29 protein-coding genes and 1 pseudogene are annotated in these 20,830 nt (G+C 64.6%); 11 read left to right on the forward strand and 19 right to left on the reverse strand.

The window, feature by feature from the left end:
- Positions 1–27: 27 nt before the first annotated feature.
- The 3 genes from ACK3BK_RS14385 to ACK3BK_RS14395 all read right to left on the reverse strand — a co-directional run bounded on the left by ACK3BK_RS14385 (position 28) and on the right by ACK3BK_RS14395 (position 3,684).
- Complete coding sequence (locus ACK3BK_RS14385; protein ID WP_411382683.1) at positions 28–354, reverse strand: NUDIX domain-containing protein; 327 nt, start codon at positions 352–354, stop codon at positions 28–30.
- 236 nt (positions 355–590) lie between these two features.
- The gene (locus ACK3BK_RS14390) at positions 591–2,780 is read right to left on the reverse strand and encodes an OsmC domain/YcaO domain-containing protein (protein ID WP_411382684.1); all 2,190 of its coding nucleotides are present in this window, start codon (positions 2,778–2,780) and stop codon (positions 591–593) included.
- Positions 2,781–2,865: 85 nt separating this feature from the next.
- Positions 2,866–3,684: a substrate-binding periplasmic protein gene (locus ACK3BK_RS14395; protein ID WP_411382685.1), complete on the reverse strand. Its 819-nt coding sequence runs from the start codon at positions 3,682–3,684 to the stop codon at positions 2,866–2,868.
- A 314-nt stretch (positions 3,685–3,998) separates the two neighbouring features.
- Between ACK3BK_RS14395 and ACK3BK_RS14400 the strand changes: the two genes are divergently transcribed.
- From ACK3BK_RS14400 to ACK3BK_RS14420, 5 genes are all read left to right on the forward strand, one after another.
- Positions 3,999–4,862: a diguanylate cyclase domain-containing protein gene (locus ACK3BK_RS14400; RefSeq protein ID WP_411384477.1), complete on the forward strand. Its 864-nt coding sequence runs from the start codon at positions 3,999–4,001 to the stop codon at positions 4,860–4,862.
- A 29-nt stretch (positions 4,863–4,891) separates the two neighbouring features.
- Positions 4,892–5,281 (forward strand): nitrilase-related carbon-nitrogen hydrolase, encoded by a 390-nt coding sequence (locus ACK3BK_RS14405; RefSeq protein WP_411382686.1) that lies wholly within the window; start codon positions 4,892–4,894, stop codon positions 5,279–5,281.
- Positions 5,251–5,514 carry a hypothetical protein gene (locus ACK3BK_RS14410; RefSeq protein WP_411382687.1) on the forward strand — a complete coding sequence of 88 codons (264 nt, stop codon included), beginning with the start codon at positions 5,251–5,253 and terminating at the stop codon, positions 5,512–5,514. Before ACK3BK_RS14405 ends, ACK3BK_RS14410 begins: the two co-directional genes overlap by 31 nt.
- Positions 5,465–5,878, forward strand: coding sequence for a GFA family protein (locus tag ACK3BK_RS14415; RefSeq protein ID WP_411382688.1), 414 nt, complete (start codon positions 5,465–5,467; stop codon positions 5,876–5,878). The genes ACK3BK_RS14410 and ACK3BK_RS14415 overlap by 50 nt, the downstream gene beginning before the upstream one ends.
- Positions 5,879–6,167: 289 nt before the next feature.
- The gene (locus ACK3BK_RS14420) at positions 6,168–6,419 is read left to right on the forward strand and encodes a hypothetical protein (protein WP_411382689.1); all 252 of its coding nucleotides are present in this window, start codon (positions 6,168–6,170) and stop codon (positions 6,417–6,419) included.
- On the opposite strand, the gene ACK3BK_RS14425 is transcribed toward ACK3BK_RS14420, so the two are convergent.
- Positions 6,420–6,908, reverse strand: a complete 489-nt coding sequence (locus ACK3BK_RS14425; RefSeq protein WP_411382690.1) for a winged helix-turn-helix transcriptional regulator — start codon at positions 6,906–6,908, stop codon at positions 6,420–6,422.
- A gap of 112 nt (positions 6,909–7,020) precedes the next feature.
- On the opposite strand from ACK3BK_RS14425, the gene fabF reads away from it, so the two are divergent.
- Entirely contained in the window at positions 7,021–8,292 is a 1,272-nt protein-coding gene (gene fabF, locus ACK3BK_RS14430) for a beta-ketoacyl-ACP synthase II (RefSeq protein ID WP_411382691.1), read from the forward strand.
- Positions 8,293–8,361: 69 nt separating this feature from the next.
- Positions 8,362–8,829 (forward strand): RidA family protein, encoded by a 468-nt coding sequence (locus ACK3BK_RS14435; protein WP_186707765.1) that lies wholly within the window; start codon positions 8,362–8,364, stop codon positions 8,827–8,829.
- Between the two features lie 26 nt (positions 8,830–8,855).
- On the opposite strand, the gene ACK3BK_RS14440 is transcribed toward ACK3BK_RS14435, so the two are convergent.
- Positions 8,856–9,335: an isochorismatase family protein gene (locus ACK3BK_RS14440; protein ID WP_186707766.1), complete on the reverse strand. Its 480-nt coding sequence runs from the start codon at positions 9,333–9,335 to the stop codon at positions 8,856–8,858.
- Positions 9,336–9,512: 177 nt separating this feature from the next.
- Here ACK3BK_RS14440 and ACK3BK_RS14445 point away from each other — a divergent pair, with 177 nt between their 5' ends.
- Positions 9,513–9,866: a VOC family protein gene (locus ACK3BK_RS14445; RefSeq protein ID WP_411382692.1), complete on the forward strand. Its 354-nt coding sequence runs from the start codon at positions 9,513–9,515 to the stop codon at positions 9,864–9,866.
- Between the two features lie 6 nt (positions 9,867–9,872).
- Here the strand turns inward: ACK3BK_RS14445 and ACK3BK_RS14450 are convergent, their stop codons facing one another.
- Positions 9,873–10,655, reverse strand: coding sequence for an SDR family oxidoreductase (locus ACK3BK_RS14450; protein ID WP_411382693.1), 783 nt, complete (start codon positions 10,653–10,655; stop codon positions 9,873–9,875).
- A 68-nt stretch (positions 10,656–10,723) separates the two neighbouring features.
- Between ACK3BK_RS14450 and ACK3BK_RS14455 the strand changes: the two genes are divergently transcribed.
- A complete protein-coding gene (locus ACK3BK_RS14455; RefSeq protein WP_186707772.1) occupies positions 10,724–11,638 on the forward strand; it encodes a LysR family transcriptional regulator in 915 nt (304 codons plus the stop codon).
- Positions 11,639–11,772: 134 nt separating this feature from the next.
- On the opposite strand, the gene ACK3BK_RS14460 is transcribed toward ACK3BK_RS14455, so the two are convergent.
- Positions 11,773–12,090 (reverse strand): c-type cytochrome, encoded by a 318-nt coding sequence (locus tag ACK3BK_RS14460; protein ID WP_411382694.1) that lies wholly within the window; start codon positions 12,088–12,090, stop codon positions 11,773–11,775.
- 113 nt (positions 12,091–12,203) lie between these two features.
- Here ACK3BK_RS14460 and ACK3BK_RS14465 point away from each other — a divergent pair, with 113 nt between their 5' ends.
- Positions 12,204–13,097, forward strand: coding sequence for a LysR substrate-binding domain-containing protein (locus ACK3BK_RS14465; protein ID WP_186664068.1), 894 nt, complete (start codon positions 12,204–12,206; stop codon positions 13,095–13,097).
- Positions 13,098–13,206: 109 nt separating this feature from the next.
- A complete protein-coding gene (locus ACK3BK_RS14470) occupies positions 13,207–13,911 on the forward strand; it encodes an SDR family oxidoreductase (RefSeq protein ID WP_186664066.1) in 705 nt (234 codons plus the stop codon).
- A gap of 139 nt (positions 13,912–14,050) precedes the next feature.
- On the opposite strand, the pseudogene ACK3BK_RS14475 reads toward ACK3BK_RS14470, so the two are convergent.
- The 12 genes and pseudogenes from ACK3BK_RS14475 to ACK3BK_RS14530 form a co-directional block, all read right to left on the reverse strand.
- A pseudogene (locus ACK3BK_RS14475) lies at positions 14,051–14,251 on the reverse strand (aliphatic sulfonates ABC transporter substrate-binding protein); the annotation flags it as partial.
- Positions 14,252–14,416: 165 nt separating this feature from the next.
- The gene (locus tag ACK3BK_RS14480; protein ID WP_411382695.1) at positions 14,417–15,250 is read right to left on the reverse strand and encodes a hypothetical protein; all 834 of its coding nucleotides are present in this window, start codon (positions 15,248–15,250) and stop codon (positions 14,417–14,419) included.
- Positions 15,251–15,340: 90 nt separating this feature from the next.
- A complete protein-coding gene (locus ACK3BK_RS14485; protein WP_186664062.1) occupies positions 15,341–15,589 on the reverse strand; it encodes a hypothetical protein in 249 nt (82 codons plus the stop codon).
- Positions 15,590–15,661: 72 nt separating this feature from the next.
- A complete protein-coding gene (locus tag ACK3BK_RS14490) occupies positions 15,662–16,189 on the reverse strand; it encodes an EndoU domain-containing protein (RefSeq protein ID WP_186664060.1) in 528 nt (175 codons plus the stop codon).
- 66 nt (positions 16,190–16,255) lie between these two features.
- Positions 16,256–17,038 carry a glycoside hydrolase family 19 protein gene (locus ACK3BK_RS14495; protein WP_186664058.1) on the reverse strand — a complete coding sequence of 261 codons (783 nt, stop codon included), beginning with the start codon at positions 17,036–17,038 and terminating at the stop codon, positions 16,256–16,258.
- A 103-nt stretch (positions 17,039–17,141) separates the two neighbouring features.
- Positions 17,142–17,522, reverse strand: coding sequence for a hypothetical protein (locus ACK3BK_RS14500; protein ID WP_411382696.1), 381 nt, complete (start codon positions 17,520–17,522; stop codon positions 17,142–17,144).
- A 32-nt stretch (positions 17,523–17,554) separates the two neighbouring features.
- Positions 17,555–17,788 carry a hypothetical protein gene (locus ACK3BK_RS14505; RefSeq protein ID WP_411382697.1) on the reverse strand — a complete coding sequence of 78 codons (234 nt, stop codon included), beginning with the start codon at positions 17,786–17,788 and terminating at the stop codon, positions 17,555–17,557.
- Positions 17,772–18,071: a hypothetical protein gene (locus ACK3BK_RS14510; protein WP_411382698.1), complete on the reverse strand. Its 300-nt coding sequence runs from the start codon at positions 18,069–18,071 to the stop codon at positions 17,772–17,774. The genes ACK3BK_RS14505 and ACK3BK_RS14510 overlap by 17 nt, the downstream gene beginning before the upstream one ends.
- The gene (locus ACK3BK_RS14515; protein WP_063545192.1) at positions 18,071–18,343 is read right to left on the reverse strand and encodes a hypothetical protein; all 273 of its coding nucleotides are present in this window, start codon (positions 18,341–18,343) and stop codon (positions 18,071–18,073) included. The genes ACK3BK_RS14510 and ACK3BK_RS14515 overlap by 1 nt, the downstream gene beginning before the upstream one ends.
- Before the next feature lie 93 nt (positions 18,344–18,436).
- Positions 18,437–19,036 (reverse strand): DUF2589 domain-containing protein, encoded by a 600-nt coding sequence (locus ACK3BK_RS14520; RefSeq protein ID WP_063545193.1) that lies wholly within the window; start codon positions 19,034–19,036, stop codon positions 18,437–18,439.
- A 10-nt stretch (positions 19,037–19,046) separates the two neighbouring features.
- Complete coding sequence (locus ACK3BK_RS14525) at positions 19,047–19,532, reverse strand: DUF2589 domain-containing protein (RefSeq protein ID WP_186720561.1); 486 nt, start codon at positions 19,530–19,532, stop codon at positions 19,047–19,049.
- 177 nt (positions 19,533–19,709) lie between these two features.
- On the reverse strand, positions 19,710–20,783 hold the full coding sequence (locus tag ACK3BK_RS14530; protein ID WP_411382699.1) for a helix-turn-helix domain-containing protein: 1,074 nt from the start codon (positions 20,781–20,783) through the stop codon (positions 19,710–19,712).
- Between the last annotated feature and the right edge of the window lie 47 nt (positions 20,784–20,830).

Here is a 20,830-nt window from a genome sequence, read left to right on the forward strand (position 1 = left end):
CCACCGCGATCGGCAAGGCTTGTATTTTCAGGCCGCCCAGGTCGACAGCGCCGGAATCTGGCAGGCCAGCAACGCCTCGGCCGCGGGGGTCAGCGGCGCACGCGCCAGCCCACGGCGCTCTATCCATGTGCATGCCGCAATTTCTCTGCGCGCACACGGCCGATCGCCGGGGTGCAGGTGGGTGGTGAAGATGTGATGGAGAATCCCGGCCACTTCCAGGGTGCACAAGTGCAGCAGGCCATGGCCGCTCAGGCCGGTTTCCTCATGCAACTCGCGCGCGGCCGCTTCATGCGGCTGCTCGCCCTGCTCTATCAGGCCACCCGGGAAATTCCATTTACCGCCTTTCTTGCGCACGAGCAAAACCCGCCGCTCATCGAAGCAGATGATCGTCGCTCTGTGCTTGGCGGGTAGGTTTGCGTGAGGCATCGGATCGGGTGGGAACCTGTGTCAGCCATATATGACAGTTTTGTTACATCATTGACAGGCAAGTATGACGCCAAGTTCAGCCCAGGAGACACATGGCTGCGGTGAGGGATGTCAGGAAGGGTGGGAGGCCCGCTGAACAGACCTCCCGGGGCAGAGCTAACGCGTCAGCCGGCTGCCCGGGCACGCGCCGCATGCAGTTTCTTGTAGCTCTCGACCAGACGCAGGTGGCGCTCCAGGCCTTCGAGCTTCAGGCTGGTTGGGGTCAGCCCGTAGAAGCGCACGCTACCGTCCACCGAGCCGAGTGCCGCGTCCATGCGCTCATTGCCGAACATGCGCCGGAAGTTGGGCGCGTAGTCGTCCATCTCCAGCTCGTCGTCCAGCACCACTTCCAGCACCACGTTCAGCGCCTGGTAGAACAGCCCGCGCTCGACGGTGTTGTCGTTGAACTGCAGGAACATCTCCACCAGTTCCTTGGCCTCCTCGAAACGCTGCAGCGCCAGTTGGATCAGCAGCTTGAGCTCGAGGATGGTCAACTGGCCCCACACCGTGTTGTCGTCGAACTCGACGCCGATCAGCGTGGTGATGGTGGTGTATTCGTCCACCTCGACCTGCTCCAGGCGCTTGTAAAGCAACTTCAGCGAGCGGCTGTCGAGGCTGTGCAGGTTGAGGATGTCGGCACGGAACCCCAGCGCGCGGTTGGTGTTGTCCCAGATCAGGTCCTCGACCGGGTAGATTTCCGAGTAACCCGGCACCAGGATGCGGCAGGCGGTGGCACCGAGGTCGTCGTACACCGCCATGTACGCTTCCTTGCCCAGCCCTTCCAGGATGCCGAACAGCGTCTGCGCCTCCTGCTCGTTGGAGTCCTCACCCTGGCCCGAGAAGTCCCACTCGACGAACTCGAAGTCGGCCTTGGCACTGAAGAAGCGCCACGACACCACGCCGCTGGAGTCGATGAAATGCTCGACGAAGTTGTTCGGCTCGGTCAACGCGTGGCTTTCGAAGGTCGGTTGCGGCAGATCGTTCAAGCCCTCGAAGCTGCGCCCCTGGAGCAACTCGGTGAGGCTGCGTTCCAGCGCCACTTCAAAGCTTGGATGCGCGCCGAACGAGGCGAACACACCGCCGGTGCGCGGGTTCATCAGGGTCACGCACATCACCGGGAATTCACCGCCCAGCGAGGCATCCTTGACCAGCACCGGGAAGCCCTGCCCCTCCAGCCCCTGGATACCGGCGACGATGCCTGGGTACTTGGCCAGCACGTCCTGTGGCACGTCCGGCAGGCACAGTTCGCCTTCGAGGATTTCGCGCTTGACCGCCCGCTCGAAGATTTCCGACAGGCACTGCACCTGGGCTTCGGCCAGGGTGTTGCCGGCGCTCATGCCGTTGCTCAGGTAGAGGTTTTCGATCAGGTTGGACGGAAAGTACACCGTCTGCCCGTCGGACTGGCGCACGAACGGCAGCGAGCAGATGCCACGGGCCTTGTTGCCCGAGTTGGTGTCGTACAGGTGCGAGCCACGCAGCTCGCCATCGGGGTTGAAGATCTCCAGGCAGTACTCGTCGAGGATCTCCTGCGGCAGCGCGTCCTTCGGGCCTGGCATGAACCACTGCTCGTTCGGATAGTGCACGAACGGTGCGTTGGCGATGTCCTCGCCCCAGAACTGGTCGTTGTAGAAGAAGTTGCAGTTCAAGCGCTCGATGAACTCGCCCAGTGCCGAGGCCAGCGCAGCTTCCTTGGTCGCGCCCTTGCCGTTGGTGAAGCACATCGGCGACTGCGCGTCGCGCACGTGCAGCGACCAGACGTTGGGCACGATGTTGCGCCAGGAGGCGATCTCGATCTTCATCCCCAGGTCGGCCAGGATCGCCGACATGTTGGCGATGGTCTGCTCCAGCGGCAGGTCCTTGCCAGGAATGTAGGTGGTGGTGTCGGACACCGGCATCAGCAGCGCCTGGGCGTCGGCGTCGAGGTTGTCGACCTCTTCGATAATGAACTCGGGGCCGGTCTGCACCACTTTCTTCACGGTGCAGCGGTCGATGGAGCGCAGGATGCCCTGGCGGTCCTTCTCGCTGATATCTTCAGGCAGCTCGACCTGGATCTTGAAGATCTGGTTGTAGCGGTTTTCCGGGTCGACGATGTTGTTCTGCGACAGGCGGATGTTTTCGGTGGGAATGTCGCGAGTCTGGCAGTAGAGCTTGACGAAATACGCCGCGCACAGGGCCGAAGAGGCCAGGAAATAGTCGAAAGGACCTGGCGCCGAGCCATCACCCTTGTAGCGAATGGGCTGATCGGCGATCACCGTGAAGTCGTCGAACTTGGCTTCAAGTCGGAGATTGTCGAGAAAATTGACCTTGATTTCCATGCGGGCACACCAGCGCGTAAAACGAAATGGGCGCCATTATCCGGGTTTTTCACCGGGAAGTCTTGCCGCGCCAGCAAGGCCCGGATCAAGGCGCCGCCGCGCCCTCCTGCTGCTGACGCCAAAGCTCAAGGTTTCGTGCCACCAGGCGTTCCGGCAGATCGCTGGACACGATCTGCTTCATCTTCGCGGCCAGTCGCTCACGCAACTGCGGCCGGTTGCACGGCGAGTCATGGGACATTGCCAGGTACAGCCCCTCGCTGGACACTGGCGGTTCGAGCACCTGCACCTGCTGGTCCACGTTCAGCACACGCGCCAGGGCCATGCCTGGAAACTGCTCGAAGATCACGTAGTCACTGCGTTTGTGCAGCAGCTTCTCGAAGGCTTGCTTGGCGCCTGGCACTGCCTCCAGGTTGAGATTGGTGCGGGCGAACTCGTCGAACTGTTCGCCATGGCTGTTGTTGACCAGCACCCCACCCTTGAGCCCGCGCAGATCGTCCCAGCCCTTATAGGGGAAGGCGCTGTCGCTGCGCACCCAGACGACACTGGGGGTGTACAGGAACGGCGGTTCGATGAAGTCCACCTCGTTCTGCCGCGCCCGGGTCAGGAAGTAGCCGGCCAGCAGGTCGACGCGCCCGGTGCGCACCTCTTCCTGGGCCCGCCCCCAGGGTCCGACATACTTCAACTCCACGTCCAGTCCAAGCTCGCCTGCCACGTGCTTGAGCAGGTCGGCGTTGGCGCCGATCAGCCGCTGGGGGTCTTGCGGGTCGCGCCAGAGGTAGGGCGGATACTCGGGGTTGCCCGTGGCGGTCAGGCGCGCGCACGCCTCCACCGCCAGCGCGCCCTGAGACAGCACGCACCAGGTGAGCGACAGCAGCAGGGTCCGGCAGAAGTGGGGCTCGATCATGGATGACCCTCGTCTCGGTAGGCGGCAGGAAGGGCGACAGGGTTCAGACAGTCTGGACCAGAAACCGACAGGTGCCAGCAATGATCGCTGCACGATGCCATTCGTCGGCGCATGATGCCATCACTGCCCACGTTCGGCTGCGCCTGCCACTATTTTTCACCACCCTGCTGGCCATAACGGCCAGACCCTGTAGGCTGTGCAGTGGCCGCGAACGATCGGCCGGTACCGCCTGGGTGCCGGGCGCGCGCAGGATGACTCGTCGGCCCTTCTGCGATCTGGCCCTGATCGAGTCTCACGACCCGGACACCTGCCCCATGCCCGTCGACCTGCAAGCGCTCTACCCCAAGTTGATCCACCTGATGCTCGACACCGTCTTCGTGGTCGACCAGGACGACCAGATCGTGTTCGTCAGCGATGCCTGCGAAGCGCTGCTGGGCTACCGCGCCGAGGAACTCATCGGCACGCCGATCACGCATTACATGCACCCCGACGACCTGCCCGCCACCCGCGCCTCGATCGTCCGGGTCATGTCCGGCCAAGCGCATTTCGACTTTCGCAACCGCTACATCCGCAAGGACGGCGGCATCGTCCATATCCTCTGGGCGGCCTTCTGGTCCGAAGAAGTGGGCGCACGCATCGGCGTGGCGCGCAACGTCACCGCCCTCACCCAGGCCGAAGAAGAGCTGCGCTTTCTCGCCCACCACGACCCGCTGACCCGGCTGGCCAATCGCGCCCTGTTCAACAGCCGCCTGGATGCCGCCCTGCAGGCAGCCCAGCAGCACGGCGGCAACCTGGCCCTGCTGTTCGTCGATATCGACGACTTCAAGGAGATCAACGACACCCACGGCCACAGCGCTGGCGACCGCGTCCTGCGCCTGGTGGCCCAGCGCCTGGAACGCTGCGCCGGCGCGCATGCCACCGTGGCGCGAATCGGCGGCGACGAGTTCACCCTGTTGCTCACCGACCTGCCGTCGCACAGCGCCGTGTTCGAGAAGGTCGCGCAGATCGTCGCTGTGATGGCCGAGCCGCTGGATGCGGAGTTCGGCGGTTTCGGGATGCCGGCGTGCAGCATCGGCGTCGCCTGCTACCCAGCAGACGGGCGCGACGCCGATGCCCTCTTGAGCCATGCCGATGGCGAGATGTACCGGATCAAGCGGCGGCGCTCGCAAGCGAGCTGAGACACCGATTCAAGCGCAAGAATCTGCAAGTGCCCGCCCTCGACGCCCAGGCCAGGCTCGACGTCCCTGCCGTGCTATCGAGCAGGCCGCTGCTGGCGAACGGGCGCCTGGTCAACGAAGCCTTCGTGCTGGATGCTACAGGCTACCGCTTCGTCCACCAGAAACACTTCTTCCCCGAAGAGCCAGGCTTTCATGAACAGACCTGGTTCACCACCGCCAAGCCGGGATTCGACGTGATCGAGGTGGGCACGCTCAAGCTCGGTGTGCTGCTGTGTACCGAGTTGATGCTCAACGAGCGCGCCCGCCACTACGGACGTGACGGCCCCGACCTGATCGCGTCCCCCGCGCCTCCGGCACCGACTATCGCTACTGGGATTGCGCCGCTGCGATGGCGGCCATCGTTTCCGGCGCCTACGTGATCAGCGCCAACCGCAGCGGGCAGGCTGCACAGGGTCAGCGCTTTGGCGGCCACAGCATGGCGTACTCCACCTCTGGCCAGCCACTGGCCGTCGCCGCCACGGCTGGGCGAGAAATGACACAATGGCCTGATAACGGCCACATGCCGTCAAGCAAAGGACTTTTCAAGGATGGTGGATGCGCGTATGGCCGATGTGTACAAGGGAAGCTGCCTGTGTTCAGCGATCACCTATGAACTGCTGGTACGTCCCAAGGCCGTGAGCCACTGCCATTGCGGTCAATGCCGCAAGGCGCACGGGGCAATGTTCGCCTCCTACGGCAGTGTGCCTCGGGAGGCCTTGCGGATATCGAGCGGGGCCACGGACATCAACGCCTATGCCTCATCGGCCTCGGTACTGCGCGAGTTCTGTGGCCGATGCGGATCGACGCTGTTCTGGTCGCGCTCACAAGGTGCGTTCAATGATTGGGTTTCGGTGGCACTGGCAACACTCGACACACCGTTCGAGGCGAGCAAGCACAAACATGTGCATGTTGGCGACGAACCGCTGTGGTATTGGCGCGCCCCTGACATTACCAGTGATACCCCAACCCCAGATTGATCGCGTAGTCCCCACGCACCGTGCTTCCCGGCACTTGGACCTCGGCAGACGTGGCGCAGGCAAAGGCCATGGGCTCAACATGGCCGATCAGCGCCTTCGCTGTCTCCGCGGTCATCTGGCCCGCCTGCGCGGCCAGGCGCTGGAAGCCTTGCACAGTGCCCGGGTGATCTGAGCCGGGCGCGCTCATCGATAGTGACTATCGAGCACGACGATTTCTGCCCGGCGGCCGTGCTCGATAACCTGTGTTCAACGACTCGCCAGACGAATCCTCGAACCAGGAAACCCGCCGATGAACGCCACCGCCCGCCTGCTGCTCGCTGCCCTGGCCGCCCTTGGTATCGCCGCACTTGCCGGCTGTGCCAGCCATCCCGAACAGCGCCCCTATACCGCCGAGGAAACGCGCCAGTTGCAGCTCGAGGCTCTGCAACGCCGAGGCCTGTCGCAACAGGAATACGAACACCAGCGCGCTGCGATCCTGCGTGCCGACCAGGTCGAAGTGGCCGGCGACGGCCTGCGCCAGGACCCTGCCCTGCGCGGCTGATCAGCCCTCGCGACTGCGCTGCAGCCGCGCCCGCATCCCCTCGCTGGCGCCAGGCCCCTGCACCAGCTCGCACGCTGACCAGGGCACCACACGCCCGGACTCGACCTCAACCATCATCGGCTGCAAGGCCTTGCCCGTCCCCTTCTCCACCACCTGCACACTGACGGCCTCAGGCGCGAAATGCCGATTGCCCCAGGCGATCAGCGCATAGAGCACAGCCTGCAGGTCGCGCCCCCGTGCACTGGGCAGGTATTCGTGGCGCAGGGGACGGGTGCTGTAGGCATGCCGCTCGAGCAGGCCGGCCTCCACCAGCGCGTTGAGCCTGCGGGTCAACATGCTCGGCGCGATCTCCAGGCTTTTGGCGAAATCGTCGAAGCGGCTCAGGCCCTGCAAGGCATCGCGCATGATCAACAGGCTCCACCACTCCCCCACGTGTTCAAGGCTCAGGGCGATAGGGCATTCGGAATCCACAAGCGTCTTGCGTTGCATCAGGCAGGCTCACCACGGGTTTGTTAAACATTCGGGCTGGATGTTACTTCTATAATGATAGTAACGTCTCTTCAGCTGAATAGTAGCAAACCTCCATGGGAGTCTGACCTTCATGAGCAAGCGTATCGTCGTTACCGGAATGGGAGCGGTCACACCACTAGGGTGTGGCGTGGAGCGGGTCTGGGAACGCCTGCTGGCGGGGCGCTCGGGCATCGCGCAGTTGCCGGAATCGCTGATCGGCGACCTGGCGGTGCGCATCGGCGGCCAGGTGCCGGACCTGCAACAGGACAGCGAGGCCGGCTTCGATCCGGACCGCGTACTGCCGGCCAAGGAGCAGCGCAAGGTCGATCGTTTCATCCTGTTCGCCCTGGGCGCCGCGCAGGAGGCCCTGGCGCAGGCCGGCTGGCAACCGCAAACCGTCGAACAGCAGGAACGCACGGCAACCATCATCGGTACTGGCGTGGGCGGCTTCCCGGCCATTGCCGAGGCAGTGCGCACCACCGACAGCAAGGGCCCGCGCAAGCTGTCGCCCTTCACCATTCCCTCCTTCCTCGGCAACCTGGCCGCCGGCCAGGTGTCGATCGCCCACGGGCTCAAAGGCCCGCTGGGTACACCGGTCACCGCGTGCGCGGCCGGGGTGCAGGCGATTGGCGACGCCGCGCGGATGATCCTGGCCGGTGAAGCGGACGTGGCGCTGTGCGGGGGCGCGGAGGCGGCGATTCATCGTGTCAGCCTGGCCGGCTTTGCGGCAGCGAGAGCCTTGTCGAGTGATTTCAACGAGCACCCGGAACAGGCCTCGCGCCCGTTCGACACGGCCCGCGACGGCTTCGTCATGGGCGAAGGCGCCGGCCTGCTGGTGATCGAAGAACTGCAGCACGCACTGGCACGCGGCGCCACGCCGCTGGCCGAACTGGTGGGCTACGGCACCAGCGCCGACGCCTATCACATCACCTCGGGGCCGGAAGACGGCGACGGCGCGCGACGCGCCATGACCCTGGCCCTGCGCCAGGCCGGTATCCAGGCCGCACAGGTGGGCCATCTCAATGCCCACGCCACCTCGACACCAGTGGGCGACAAGGGCGAACTGGCAGCGATCAAGGCGGTGTTCGCCCACGTACCTTCGCCGGTGATCAGTGCAACCAAGTCTGCTACCGGCCACTTGCTGGGCGCCGCCGGCGGTATCGAGGCGATCTTCACCGTGCTTGCCCTGCGCGACCAACGGGCACCGGCCACGCTCAACCTGGTCGACCCTGACCCGGCAGCTGCCGGGCTGGACATTGCCGCAGGCCAACCACGTCCGCTGGATACCGAATACGCACTGTCCAACGGCTTCGGTTTCGGTGGCGTCAATGCCAGCGTGATTTTCAAGCGCTGGGAGGGTTGAGCCACTGGTCGGCACGCAGGCGTTTGATTAGGCTTGGCCATCGCCTCGAGCACACAGGGAGTACTACCGATGTCCAGACACGACCGCTATGAAGCCGCTCTGCAGGCGCTGGGTTATTCGTTCGATGGCCCGCTGAAGATCGGCGGCGACTATGTGCCAGTGCTGCACCTGGGCGACCAGGTGTACATCAGCGGGCAGATCCCGCGGGTCAACGACACGGTGGTGCACCCGGGGCGGGTGGGCGAGGACGTCAGCCTCGCCGACGCGCAGATCGCCGCCAAGGTCAGCGCCCTGCGCTGCCTGAAGCTGCTGAGCGAAAGCCTGGGCTCGCTGGACAAGGTCAAGGGAATCGCGCGGATCAGCGTGTTCGTGCAGTCGGCGGCGGATTTCACCCAGCAGAGCGAAGTGGCCAACGGCGCCTCGGCGATCCTGCATGAGGTGCTGGGCGAGGCCGGCAGGCATACCCGCACCTCGGTGGGGGTGTACCAGTTGCCGAAGAATGCCGCGGTGGAGATTGACCTGATCGCGGTGGTGTAGGTGCAAGGGGCTCGCGTGCAGCCCCTTCAGCCTTGAAGCCCTTCGACCACCTGCGCCACCGTGGTCACCTGGCGAAAGTGATGAGTCCACAGCTCGATACCCAGCTTGCCCGAGCGGTCCAGTGAAGAGCCCACTGTCAGGTCAGTGACCAGGGTCGGGTTCAGCCCGGCATCGAACAGCGCGAAGCCGGCGGCCAGTACGCAGGTTTCGGTCTGCAGGCCGCAGACCAGCACGCGCTCCACGCCCAGTTTCTTGAGGTAGTCGATGGCCTCGGGGGTCTGCCCGTAGCCATGCTTGACGAACACTTCGTCCGCCTCGATCAGGCTCTCGTCCTCGCGCGCCGGGTGCCAGCCGAGTTGCTGCTGGAACGGCGTGACCTGCTCGTCGTGCAGCTCGACCGACGCGATGGCAGGGAGTTTCGCGGCCAACGCGCGGATTCCGTCGATCAGCCACTCAGGAGGGCTGAAGGTGGACTGGACATCGACGATAAGCAAAGCCTGCCGCATGGGGTTCTCCGGGGGACGACATGAGGCGGCGGAGTATATCGTCCGTGGGCGATCGTTGCAGGCCTTGGAGCTTGGGTAAGCCACGAGCAGGTGGGCCGGCGGCACGCAGGGCGAGACCGTGACCCTGCGCTTGCGCTGATGCGCTAGACTGCGCGCTCCACTACGCAAGGAGGCAACATGGGTATTCGCGGACAGGATCGACAGATCGACAACATCGAGTTCAACGTCACCGACATCAGCCGCAGCAAGGCGTTCTACGGCGACGTGTTCGGTTGGACCTTCACCGACTACGGCCCCACCTATACCGAGTTCTCCGACGGCCGCCTGAGCGGCGGTTTCACCACCGGCGAAGCGGTACGGCCCGGAGGGCCGCTGGTGATCCTCTACGCCGACGATCTCGACGCCACCCAACAGCGTGTAGAAGCCGCTGGCGCTCGCATCAGCCGCGCCACCTTCGCCTTCCCTGGCGGTCGGCGCTTCCACTTCATCGACCCGGACGGTTACGAACTGGCGGTGTGGACCGCCTCGTAACGCGGCTCAGGCAGTCGGAATGGTCCCCCCATCCACCACGAATTCGGTGCCGGTCACCGCTGCTGCGGCAGGCGAGGCCACGAAGCAGATGACGTTGGCCACCTCCTTAGGGCTGGCGGGCCGACCCAGGGGGATGCCGCCCAAGGCCTGAATGATGATGCGCTTGCCACCCTCGTAATCGGTGCCCGCCTCGCTGGCCAGGCGCTCGGCCAGGGCTACCGAGGCCTCGGTCTCGATCCAGCCGGGCGCGACCCGCACCACGCGCACGCCCTTGGGCGCGACTTCCTTGGACAGGCTCTTGCTGTAGGTCGACAGCGCCGCCTTGGCCGCCGCGTAGGCGGTGGTGGCCTCCGGCAGCGGCAGTTGGTGCTGGATCGAGGTGACGTGAACGATCACCCCGCCGCCCTGCGCCAGCATGCCGGGCAACAGGGCGCGATCCAGGCGCACGGCAGGCAGCAGGTTGAGGTCCAGTTCCTGTTGCCAATGCGCCTCGCCCAACGCGGCAAAGCCCCCGGCCGGTGCGCTGGAGCCGCCCAGCACATGAACGATGACATCGACCCCGCCCAGGTGCCGCTCGACCTCGCTCGCCAACTGCTCGCACCCCGCGAGGGTGGTGAGGTCGGCGCTGACGAAAGACACCTGAGGGGCATCGGCGGGCGCGCTGCGCGCGCAGGTCAGCACCCGGGCGCCCAGTTCGACGAACAGCTCGACCGTGGCCTTGCCCAGGCCCTTGGTGCCGGCGGTGACCAGTACGCGCTTGCCGCGCAGGGTTTCTGATGGATCACTCATGGATATTCTCCGGTGGTAGCAACCTGGGTTGCGGATAGAATCGTGTTTTTGTCCGAACGAGCCGAACCATGGAGCGCGTCAGCCTCAATGACCTCGATGCCGTCCTCGCCATCGCCCGACGCGCCAGTTTTCGCGCGGCGGCCATAGACCTGGGGATGTCCACCACTGCCTTGAGCAACGCCATCGGCAAGCTCGAGGCGAACCTTGGCGTGCGCCTGTTCAACCGCACCACGCGCAGCGTGTCGCTGACCGATGCAGGGCGCCTGTTCGTCGAGCACGTCGCCCCGGCGCTGGGCGAGGTACAAGGCGCCCTGGAGGTAGTACGCGCCCAGCGCGAACAGCCCAGCGGCATGCTGCGCATCAACGCTGCGGCCTTCGCCGCACGCGAGATCATCGGGCCGCTGGTACTGGAGTTCCTGCGGCGCTATCCGCAGATGCAGGTGGACCTGGTCACCGAGGGGCGGCTGGTGGATATCGTCGCCGACGGTTTCGACCTGGGCGTGCGGGTCGCCGACCTGGTGCCCAGTGACATGATCAGCCTGTCCCTCGGCCGGCCGCAGCGCTATGCCGTGGTCGCCTCCGCTGCCTACCTGGCCGCGCGGGGCACGCCAAGGCTGCCAGCCGACCTGCAGCGCCACAGTTGCATCCGCGTGCGCCTGCCCGATGGCGCACTGTTCCGCTGGCGCTTCGCCAACGGCAACAGCGCACAGCAGATCGAGGTGCAAGGGCCAATCACCCTGGATGAGGCCAGCCTGGCACGTACTGCCGTCATGGCTGGCGTGGGCCTTGGCTACTTCATGGAACAGGATGTGCGCGAGGACATCGCGGCCGGTCGCCTGGTGCGCGTGCTGGACGACTGGACGCCACCATTGCCGGGGCTGTGCCTGTACTACGCGGGGCGGCGCAATCCCTCGGCAGGCATGACCGCGTTTCTCGCACTGGCTCGGGAAGTGGCAGAGCAGGCGTGCCGCGAGGGCACGTGAGACAGGGACTTGCTGCATGGGCTGACGGCCTCGCCGGATGTCGGTGAGGCACAGGTTATGCGTTCAGGACCGTCTCGATAAGAAGGATAAATCAGGACGCTTCATTGCGATTTTCAGGATAGTCAACCCAGCACTCAGCGCTGTTCGAGAATCCACTGGGTAATGGCCTGCAAATCTTCCTCGCGGGCTTGCGCCTGTGGCGGCATCGGCACCACGCCCCATTGCCCCCGGCTGCCCTGCCGAATGCTTTGCACCAGCTGCCCGGTGCCCTTGCTGCCATCGCGATAACGCGAGGCAATCTCTCGCCAGGACGGGCCCACGGCCCGCACATCCAACTGGTGGCAAGCGCTGCAGGCGTAGCGCTGCATCACGGCGGGGGGCTCGGCGAGTACCTGTGCACTGGCGAACAGCAGCAGCCCGGCTGCGATCACGGCACCTCGAGGCATAGGCATGGGCATGCTCCTGAAAACGGTGGGCCGTCGAGGGTACCGGTTACACCGGTCCTGCAACAGGGCTGGCGGCGCAAACTGTTATCCTCCGTCGATCCCCACCAGCAGACACGACCATGACCGAAGGCCCGACCGCCCTCCCCCCACTCAATGCCCTGCGTGTGTTCGAAGTTGTCTCGCGCCACCTGAATTTCCGCCTGGCGGCCGAGGAGCTGGGTGTCACCCAGGCTGCCGTGGCCCAGCAGGTACGGGGGCTGGAGGCGAGCCTGGGCATCAGGCTGTTCGAACGTCTGCCACGTGGTTTGCGCCTGACCGACGCGGGCTTGGGCTACAGCCACAGTATTCGCAACGCCTTGGCCCTGATCGGCGAAGCCACTGCGGCACTGCGCCCGGACAACCTTCACCTCACCGTCAGCGTCACCCCGACCTTCGCCTCGAAATGGCTGATCCCCCGGCTGAGTTCGTTCACCGAGGCCCATGGCGAGATCGACCTGCGGGTGCTGGCCACCGATCGCCTGTCGCGCTTCCAGGCCGACGGCGTGGACCTTGCCGTGCGCTACGGCCATCCGCCTTTCGGCGCCGGGCTCAACACTGAACTGCTGCTCAGGCAGCGGGTGGTCGCGGTGGCCAGCCCTGCACTGCTGGCGCAATGGGGTGCACCGCACAGCCTCGAGCAGTTGCAGCATTTCCTGCTGCTGCACGATGCGCATAATTTCTGGCCTGAATTCATCACCCAGCTGTTCGGCCAGCCGACACAGCCGATGCCGAAGAACGTGCGTTTCAACCAGACCTCGCTGGCCATCGAAGCCGCCGTGGCCGGGCAAGGGCTGGCGCTGTCCAGCGAACTGTTCGTGCAGGAAGACCTGCAGGCCGGGCGGCTGGTGCAGGTGTTCGAGCAGGCGCTGGAGATGGACAAGCACTTCTATCTGGTCTGGCCCCGCAGGGGCGGCACGCCTACCGCTCTGGACGTGGTTCGCGGCTGGCTGCTGGAGCAGGTAGAAACGCCCTGAGGCAATAGATTTTCTACTGAATCGACAAGCCCCTGCTGCCTCCCTGCCAGCGGCGCACGGGTGCTAGGCTGATCCCATCACATCAGCCAAGCATTCCTTTGGAGGTCACATGTCAGTAGAAAAAGTAGCGATCATCACCGCCGGCGGTAGCGGCATGGGTGCAGCCGCGGCGCGGCGCCTGGCCGCAGACGGATTCAAGGTGGCAATCCTGTCTTCATCGGGCAAGGGCGAGGCCCTGGCCAGCGAACTGGGTGGCATCGGCGTGACCGGCAGCAACCAGTCCAACGACGACCTGCAACGCTTGGTCGGCACCGTGCTGGAGAAATGGGGGCGCATCGACGTGCTGGTCAACAGCGCAGGCCATGGCCCGCGCGCGCCGATCCTGGAAATCAGCGACGACGATTGGCACAAGGGCATGGACACCTATCTGCTCAATGTCATTCGCCCGACCCGCCTGGTCACCCCGACCATGCAGAAACAGCAAAGCGGCGTGATCATCAACATCTCCACCGCCTGGGCCTTCGAACCCAGCGACCTGTTCCCGACCTCGGCCGTGTTCCGTGCCGGCCTTGCAGCCTTCAGCAAGATCTTCGCCGACACCTATGCCAAGGATAACGTGCGGATCAACAACGTCCTGCCCGGCTGGATCGACAGCCTGCCGGCCACCGAGCAGCGCCGCGACAGCGTGCCGCTCAAGCGCTACGGCAAGAGCGAGGAAATCGCCGCGACCATTGCCTTCCTGGCCAGCGAAGGCGCGGCCTACATCACCGGGCAGAACATCAAGGTCGATGGCGGACTGACCCGAGGGGTATGAACCTCGCCGCGTGCCTCAGTCGGCAGGTACGCTGAAACCCTTGGCGAAGGTTGGGGTAACGTCCAGCCGTTGCGTCATCAGGCCATGGGCGTGGTAGAAGTCGGCGGTCTCCTGCTGCTGGGCCACGGTGTGCTCATCGCTCCCCTGCCAGTGCGGCGGCCGGAAACTCGGCCCAGTGGATGTCGTAGGGCAGGTCGCGCAGTGCATCGGCAGCTTCGAGCTGGGCGCGCATGTTGCCCTTCTGGTCACCGATGCGCAGGGTCAGGCGCTCGGCGGCAAAGACCTGGGTTGCCAGCAGCAGGCTGGCGGCAATCAGCAGAAGGCGGGAACGGATCGGCATGGCGCTCCTCGGGGGGTGGACGTGCGCTGGAGCACTGACTGTACCGAGTCGCCATACATAAATTAAATTGATTTTAGAAATAAACTAATATGCAAATTAGTTTATAAGTCGTAACCCTGTAGAGACAGGCCGCCATGATGGAGGCCCACCTCTACAGGCTTCGGCTCAGTCCTTGGTCCGTTGCAGCAGGCTGTCGAAACGCTTGCCGTCGATCAGGTAGGTCATGCGCACCTGGCCGTTTTCCAGCGGCTCCAGGGTCATGGGCGTATTGGTCTTGTGGTAGGGATGGCGGAACAGCGCCGGCTTCTTGGTGTAGGCGTAGCTGTTGAAGGCCAGGGTATCGCCGGTCCAGCGCACGTTGTTGTACAGGTAGTGCCAGTTCTCGTCCGGGCGGTGATAGAGGTAGACGCCGCTGGCGTCACGCACGACCTCGATCTGCACCGCCCCGGCCTTGCTCGCCCACTTGCCGATATAGCGCTCCAGCCCCGCATGGGCTGGCACCGCCGGCGCCGGGGTGAAGTCACTTGCCTGAAACGGCGTGCGCCGCGCAGTCTCGCCCTTGGTATCGACGTACAGGTCACACAGCGGCGCCACCTGCTCGACCTTGCGGTAGAGGAAGGTGAGCTGGGCATCGGCGACCGGCATGCTCAACATCATGACCTTCGGGGCAAAACCCAAGACCTTCAGGTCGAACGCACGCGCCTCGGACTGAACGTGGATCGAACTGCCGTCCTCCGCGACCTTGTAGTCGGAGACTTCTACGGCCTGGGTCTTGGGCTCGGCGCAGTTGAACGGGTGCAGCAGCACCTTGCCGTCAGCCTTGTATTCGGCGACGTTGGCGATGCCGTTCTTCAGCGGCATCATCGCCCAGATACCGACGATCGCACCCTTGTCGGTGCGCAGGGAAACCTGGTCTTTGCTCGGCGAGTGGCCGGCACAGCCGCCCAGGAACAGGGCGCTCAGGGCGAGAGGGAGTAGCGGTTTGAACACGATGATCATCCATGGTTGGTCGAAGGCAGCCGCCCTGTGCTTGGGGTGTCCCGGCTAAAAGCGGCTGGCCATCATCGCATGAAACGCTCTCGGATCACCCTACTCGGCCCACTCGCGCAAGCGCTGAATGAACTCGGCCAGTGGAACCCGCACTACCGGCCAGTCAGCCACGTGGTGATGGCGCAGCACAGCGGTGTCCGCCTCGAAAGTCACCAGGAAGGCGTTGCCACTGTAGGTGACATCGGCCGATCCGTAGCGCACGGCCTCTGCCTTTTCCAGCAGGGTATCGATGCTTTCGCGAGTCAACTCTTCGGCGATGAATGCCTGCAAGCCATCGGAAACGGTCATGGGCGTACTCCTGTCGCACGGTAAAAAAACGGTCGCCACGGGTACCTGCCCCGTGGCGACGAGTGGATGCAATCAGGGTTTAGGATAGGCGGTATTGATCAGATCGCCGTTCAAATAGAACACAATATCGAACGCAGCGGCCGGTGTGCCCTTCTGGCACTCGGTCCCCGACGAGCCCACATACTTGCTCTTGTTCGAGGCATCCTGGACCTTGGTGGCGTAGGCATTGCGCACCGCCGCGATCACCTGGGTCTCGGTGCAGCGATCGGGGAACATCGTGGAAATGCTCTTCGTCCCGCTTCTGGCACCCTCGGCGATGGTGAAGTTCTTCAAGGTGTAGATATCACCCGCGCCGTGCGTTCCGGCCGGTGCATTGCTGACGCTGTCGGGGTTGATCCCGCCCGGACGGCTGTGGAAGCCCTTGGCAACGTCAGGTGCGCTGACCTCACCGCAGAAGATGTGCTGGGCATTGATCCGCGGGGTGCCGGCCAGGATTCCCTTGCTGCAGGTCGGGTCGGCCTGGGCGGCACCGATGCCGGCCAGGGTCACCAGGCTGACCAGGGCCAGGCGTGTGCAGTTTCTGACAATACGCTTGTTCATCGTGAAGCTCCTTTTCGTTGGGTTGAATCATTGATGCGTTGCTCGGGCGAGTGCCCGGCAAAGCGGTCACAGCCCCAGCAGCCACTTGGCGCGGGTCAGGTAGGCGATGCGGTCGTCGAGGCCGTTGAAGCCGCCGTTGATGCGGCGGGTGACTTCCTTCACGTCGTCTTTGTCGGCGTAGGTGTTGAGCTTGCGGCTGTCCCAGAACCAGCCCGCGACATCCACCGCCAGGAACGGGTCGGTACTGACCAGGGTGGGCGCATCCTTGAGTTCGAAGTCGCGCCCGCAGGCCTGGCCGTACTGGCGGTAGTTGGCCCGTCCGGTCAGCTGGATCAGGCCTCGTCCCTTGAAACGCTTGCCGTCGCCCGACTGGGTGTTGCCCAGGTCCTTGCGCCCTTCATAGGCGCTGCCGCTGGCGATTTCCTCGGTGTAGAGCAGGCACCCGCTTTCATGAGCGATCTGCGCCAGGAAGTGCGCCTGGCGCAGTGGCGTGTCGATCTTGTAGCGAGCGAACACATCGAGGATGGGCTGTCGAAACGCCTCGACCTTGGCGCCGGTCGCATGGATCAGCACCGCCCACAAGGTCGCCGTGCCGATCGTCGACGGCAGGCCTGCGCGCAGGGCGTTCAAGGTGTTGTCGTTGGCGCTGACCGTCTTGCTCTGGGCAATGCCCTGGAGTTCCTGGTAGCGCTTCAGGGCCGTGCGCGAGCCCGGCCCCCAGAGCCCGTCGGTAACCAGGGCACAGACGAATTCGCCGCGCCCGCTGTTCATGTTGAGCAACAACTGCAGGGTGCGGACATCGCCCTTGTCGTTGTTGCCACCTTCACCAACCGATTGCTTGATGCACATGCTTGCCTCCTTGCAGCGGGCACGACTTTCCCGTCGGCGACGGCGATTGCCTGCCTTGCGCTGGTTTCGATAGGGATTGCGGTGGGTCGAGCGGGTCTGGCCGCTACTTGCGAACGAGGGTCAGGCGAGCGCCGAACCTGTCCTTCTTGTTGCGGCTGAACACCTGGACCTGAAGATCGTTGCCGACCGGCCAACCGAGCACGTAGCCCTTGTCCAGCGCGGCGCAGTAGCCAGCATCGGCCTTGGTGATGGGGTAGCGAATGGCATCGGCGATCCGGGATGGCGAGCCCAACTCCAGATTGCACGACCAAGTATCGATGCGCAGTCGGCCTTTCCCTTCACGTCCCTCGTCGGGAATGACCAGGATCAGGTCGAGGAACTCGTCCGCGGTCTCGAACTGCCCGACGAATTTCTGCTCGGCAAACGCCGGCAGCAGTGTCGCCAGTGCCAGTGCACCAGCCAGTGTTGCAAGGGTGGATTTCATCTCGACTCTCCTTGTTGAATGAATGCACATGTTCAGAACGCCAACAGCAAGCCCGCCCATTCGGCGATGGCGATCGCCAACTCCGGACGCACCAGGCCCAGTGCCATCAGCGCTACCAGCAGGCCGGCACCGATGCCGATCACCAGTCGCCTGGGGCCGGACATCCTGCGGCTGCGAACCGACTTCAGATCGATGATCGATTTCAAGGCACTGCCCTCCTCCGGGGATAGAACCAACAGCATCGAACGGTCATTGCGCCTGCTCATCGCCTGGCCTCCTGTAGATCCCCAGCAGCTCGCCATCCACGCGCACGACGATGGCCTCGTTGCCATAGCCCGGCACCTCGATGCTCAACGCATGACTGCCCCGTCCGCGTGCAGGCGTACCGCCGACACGCAACGCCAGACCGTCCCCGACCGGCTCCACCGTGGCGTCCAGCACCATGCTCAACGAAGCCACCCGGGTGCCCGGCCATAGTCGATTGCAGGCCTGCTGCGCACGCTGCATCTCGGCGCCCAGCGCCATCACGAACTGTTCCAGGCTGCCCATCACGATTGCTCCGCCTCGTCCGTCAGCCAGTAGGGCCTGCGGGCGAAACCGACGTGATAGGTCAATGCCTGCAGCACGACCTGGTGCTCGCCGATGTTGAGCAGCTTGAAGCTCTTCTCGATGCCCAGCACCCGCCCGCGCGGCGTGCCGCTCAGGCAGCGGTTGAGCAATGCGGCCTGTGCCTCGACCGCCTCCTCCGGGGTCAGCTTTTCCGGATCGAGGCTGCCGACCACGATGCGCTTCACATATCCAACATCCGTCAAATCAAACATCACGGCATTCCCTCTCCGGAAAAACTGGTTGCCAGCGTCGGCCTGCGGATCAGGCCCATCCCTCGCCAGCGTGTCGCTCAGGACATCCGCGCATCACGCGGCGATCTTGGGCGTGACCGACTGGGCGATGATGTCCATCACCCGCGCCAGGCCTTCAGGCATGCCATCGTCCACGGCATGGACCTCGACGTGGTACTTCGCCGACTGGTCGGTGGAACGGGTGTTCTCCTTGTGCGAGGCCACCGAACCGGACACGTTGACCTTGGCGCTGAACGGCCCCCAGCCCAACTTGGCCTCGGCGGAGAAGCTGCCGGAGCGGTCTTCGGTGTCGCGTGACTGCTCGGAGTTGCGCACCTCCATGTCGAAGCTGATGTCCACCTTGTTGATCGCAAGGTTGGGCACCTTCACCACCGCCAGCAGCGGCAGTTGCAGCTCGACTTTTTCGATGGCGGCCGGATCGTCTTCGGTCGGTGCCGAACGGTCGTAGCGGAACGACACGTTGCGGATGTCGCCGACATCGTTGGGGCCGGCGTTGGCCGGGTCGGCCGGGGGCAGGAAGCCAATCACCTTGATGAAGTTCGCGGTGGCATTGGCCAGGCGGACCTGAGCGTCGCAGGCGGCGCTCAGGGGGGCACCGATCAGGTCTGCCATCGGCAGGCCGCGGAATTGGTTACCCATAACAAAGTCAGACATGACGTCTCTCCTAGATCAATTTATCGAGGTTGTGGATCAGTCGCGCCATGCCCTCGGACGAGGGCTGGGTTTCGACTCTGAGGGTGACGCGCGCCACTGGCCCGCTTTCACCATTTCGGCGAACGCCCATATCGACGTTCAAAGGCGTGTGTGTATCGGTCGGCCACGGCGAGTCGGGGTCGACCTCGCCGGCCTGTGCAGCGCTCGGCTCACGGTGATCGGCATGCAGGCCGACCTCGAAGTCGATCTGCATGTCCTTGACGGTCAGCAAACGCGAGCCGACCAGCGACAGCAGGGGCACCCGTACCAGGCGCTCCTCGCCCTCCTTGGCATCGGGTGACTGCAGCGGCAGGCGCACATCGACACTGACCGGACGGTTGTCGTCATCGAAGTACTGGCGCACGGTCGCCATCTGGAAGCGCTGGATCTTGTCCTGGGCCTCGGCCACGGCACCGGCAATGCTCTGGATCAAGTGATGAAGGGAGTGGTTCGCCACGACAGACGCTCCTTGTCGATTGTCGGTGCCGGGCGCGGGCCGTCACGGGAACGGGCCATCTGCGGCTGACACCTGTTGTGGGTGGGTGAGCTCAGGTTATGGCCAGTGACAGGCGCCGTCCCGGCATGGGCGTCCCGAAAACCTGGATGTGCGTCCCAGGTTCATCTGGCCGTGCACTCAGCCATGGATCAGTTCCCTGATCCAGTGATCGAGCACAGGCCGCTCGCCATTGGCCGGCACCAGGCAGCAGAATCCCGAGACGCCGCCATTGTTCAGCGCCGTACGCGCAGCCCGCGGCGAGAGACCGAACGCCTTGCGGAACAGGCGACTGAAATGGGTTTCGTCGACAAAGCCGTGGTCGTAGGCCAGGTCGCCGATGCGCCGACCGGCGTTGGTGCTGTCGCACAGGGCGAACAGGCAGCGACGCAGGCGGCGTTGCAGCAGGTAGTGGCGCACCCCGCCGAAGCGCTCGAACGAGCGGTACAGCTGGCTGCGCGAAGTGCCGACTTCCTTGGCCAGCACCGCCGGGGTGAGGTCTTCACGGTGCAGGTTGCGTTCGATGTGCAGGCGTACACGACGCCCCAGGTCAGCCTGGCCTGCGACCTGGACCTGCGCCTGGCCAGCCATGGCCTTGGCCAGGCAGGCCGCGACCATCCCCAGTAGCGGCAAGGCCAGACGTAGCGCTTCATCCATGCCCAGCTGCGGCGCGGTGGCCTCCAGCGACGACAACAGACGCGCCAGCAACATACCGGCGGCCGTCTCCCGACGCAGCACCAGGCCATGCAACTGGCCGGCGTCGAACAACAGCAGCGATAGCGCTGTGCGCGGTATGAGCAGGCTGATCCCCTCACTGGCCGCCATGCTGAACGTGGCCGGTTGCGCCAGATCGAGCAACACCACGTCCCACGGGCGCACCCGCAGGCCATTGGCGCAGGCCAGGCCACGCTGCAGTGGCAAGTGCAACAGGTAGTGATCGAGGTCGCACCACCCCAGGCGGGTGCTGTCGCGCCGATAACGGGCTGCGTCCAGATGGCCGCTGCAAAACAGAAAACGACTGAAGTGGTAGACCGTCAGGGAAGTGCGAAAAGGCGTGGCTCTGCGAGCACCGACATCGAACAGCACGCTGGCGAGCAACTGCCAGTGGGCCAGATCCTGGACCGAGGTGTGCGTAGCAGAACTGCTGAAGGTGGGCAGCAGCGCAGTGTCCTGCGCTGCTGGGGTTTGCGATTGCGGGGTAAGGGTTGATTCCATGGTTCCGACTCACTGTCCATAGTGGAGCCGGAAAGTTGGTTCACTCC

The sequence above is a fragment of the Pseudomonas sp. L7 genome, from assembly GCF_046605565.1.
GTDB classification, from domain to species: domain Bacteria; phylum Pseudomonadota; class Gammaproteobacteria; order Pseudomonadales; family Pseudomonadaceae; genus Aquipseudomonas; species Aquipseudomonas wayambapalatensis.

Coding starts and splice junctions, on each gene's coding strand:
- ACK3BK_RS14470 (WP_186664066.1), top strand. CDS start 13,207: ATGTCAGTAGAAAAAGTAGCGATCATCACCGCCGGCGGTAGCGGCATG.
- ACK3BK_RS14460 (WP_411382694.1), bottom strand. CDS start 12,090: ATGCCTATGCCTCGAGGTGCCGTGATCGCAGCCGGGCTGCTGCTGTTC.
- ACK3BK_RS14505 (WP_411382697.1), bottom strand. CDS start 17,788: ATGAGCAGGCGCAATGACCGTTCGATGCTGTTGGTTCTATCCCCGGAG.
- ACK3BK_RS14530 (WP_411382699.1), bottom strand. CDS start 20,783: ATGGAATCAACCCTTACCCCGCAATCGCAAACCCCAGCAGCGCAGGAC.
- ACK3BK_RS14425 (WP_411382690.1), bottom strand. CDS start 6,908: ATGCAACGCAAGACGCTTGTGGATTCCGAATGCCCTATCGCCCTGAGC.
- ACK3BK_RS14400 (WP_411384477.1), top strand. CDS start 3,999: ATGCCCGTCGACCTGCAAGCGCTCTACCCCAAGTTGATCCACCTGATG.
- ACK3BK_RS14395 (WP_411382685.1), bottom strand. CDS start 3,684: ATGATCGAGCCCCACTTCTGCCGGACCCTGCTGCTGTCGCTCACCTGG.
- ACK3BK_RS14445 (WP_411382692.1), top strand. CDS start 9,513: ATGGGTATTCGCGGACAGGATCGACAGATCGACAACATCGAGTTCAAC.
- ACK3BK_RS14500 (WP_411382696.1), bottom strand. CDS start 17,522: ATGAAATCCACCCTTGCAACACTGGCTGGTGCACTGGCACTGGCGACA.
- ACK3BK_RS14410 (WP_411382687.1), top strand. CDS start 5,251: ATGGCGGCCATCGTTTCCGGCGCCTACGTGATCAGCGCCAACCGCAGC.
- ACK3BK_RS14520 (WP_063545193.1), bottom strand. CDS start 19,036: ATGTCTGACTTTGTTATGGGTAACCAATTCCGCGGCCTGCCGATGGCA.
- ACK3BK_RS14510 (WP_411382698.1), bottom strand. CDS start 18,071: ATGGGCAGCCTGGAACAGTTCGTGATGGCGCTGGGCGCCGAGATGCAG.
- ACK3BK_RS14390 (WP_411382684.1), bottom strand. CDS start 2,780: ATGGAAATCAAGGTCAATTTTCTCGACAATCTCCGACTTGAAGCCAAG.
- ACK3BK_RS14440 (WP_186707766.1), bottom strand. CDS start 9,335: ATGCGGCAGGCTTTGCTTATCGTCGATGTCCAGTCCACCTTCAGCCCT.
- ACK3BK_RS14515 (WP_063545192.1), bottom strand. CDS start 18,343: ATGTTTGATTTGACGGATGTTGGATATGTGAAGCGCATCGTGGTCGGC.
- ACK3BK_RS14435 (WP_186707765.1), top strand. CDS start 8,362: ATGTCCAGACACGACCGCTATGAAGCCGCTCTGCAGGCGCTGGGTTAT.
- ACK3BK_RS14415 (WP_411382688.1), top strand. CDS start 5,465: ATGGCCGATGTGTACAAGGGAAGCTGCCTGTGTTCAGCGATCACCTAT.
- ACK3BK_RS14465 (WP_186664068.1), top strand. CDS start 12,204: ATGACCGAAGGCCCGACCGCCCTCCCCCCACTCAATGCCCTGCGTGTG.
- ACK3BK_RS14450 (WP_411382693.1), bottom strand. CDS start 10,655: ATGAGTGATCCATCAGAAACCCTGCGCGGCAAGCGCGTACTGGTCACC.
- ACK3BK_RS14490 (WP_186664060.1), bottom strand. CDS start 16,189: ATGAACAAGCGTATTGTCAGAAACTGCACACGCCTGGCCCTGGTCAGC.
- ACK3BK_RS14495 (WP_186664058.1), bottom strand. CDS start 17,038: ATGTGCATCAAGCAATCGGTTGGTGAAGGTGGCAACAACGACAAGGGC.
- fabF (WP_411382691.1), top strand. CDS start 7,021: ATGAGCAAGCGTATCGTCGTTACCGGAATGGGAGCGGTCACACCACTA.
- ACK3BK_RS14485 (WP_186664062.1), bottom strand. CDS start 15,589: ATGACCGTTTCCGATGGCTTGCAGGCATTCATCGCCGAAGAGTTGACT.
- ACK3BK_RS14480 (WP_411382695.1), bottom strand. CDS start 15,250: ATGATCATCGTGTTCAAACCGCTACTCCCTCTCGCCCTGAGCGCCCTG.
- ACK3BK_RS14420 (WP_411382689.1), top strand. CDS start 6,168: ATGAACGCCACCGCCCGCCTGCTGCTCGCTGCCCTGGCCGCCCTTGGT.
- ACK3BK_RS14455 (WP_186707772.1), top strand. CDS start 10,724: ATGGAGCGCGTCAGCCTCAATGACCTCGATGCCGTCCTCGCCATCGCC.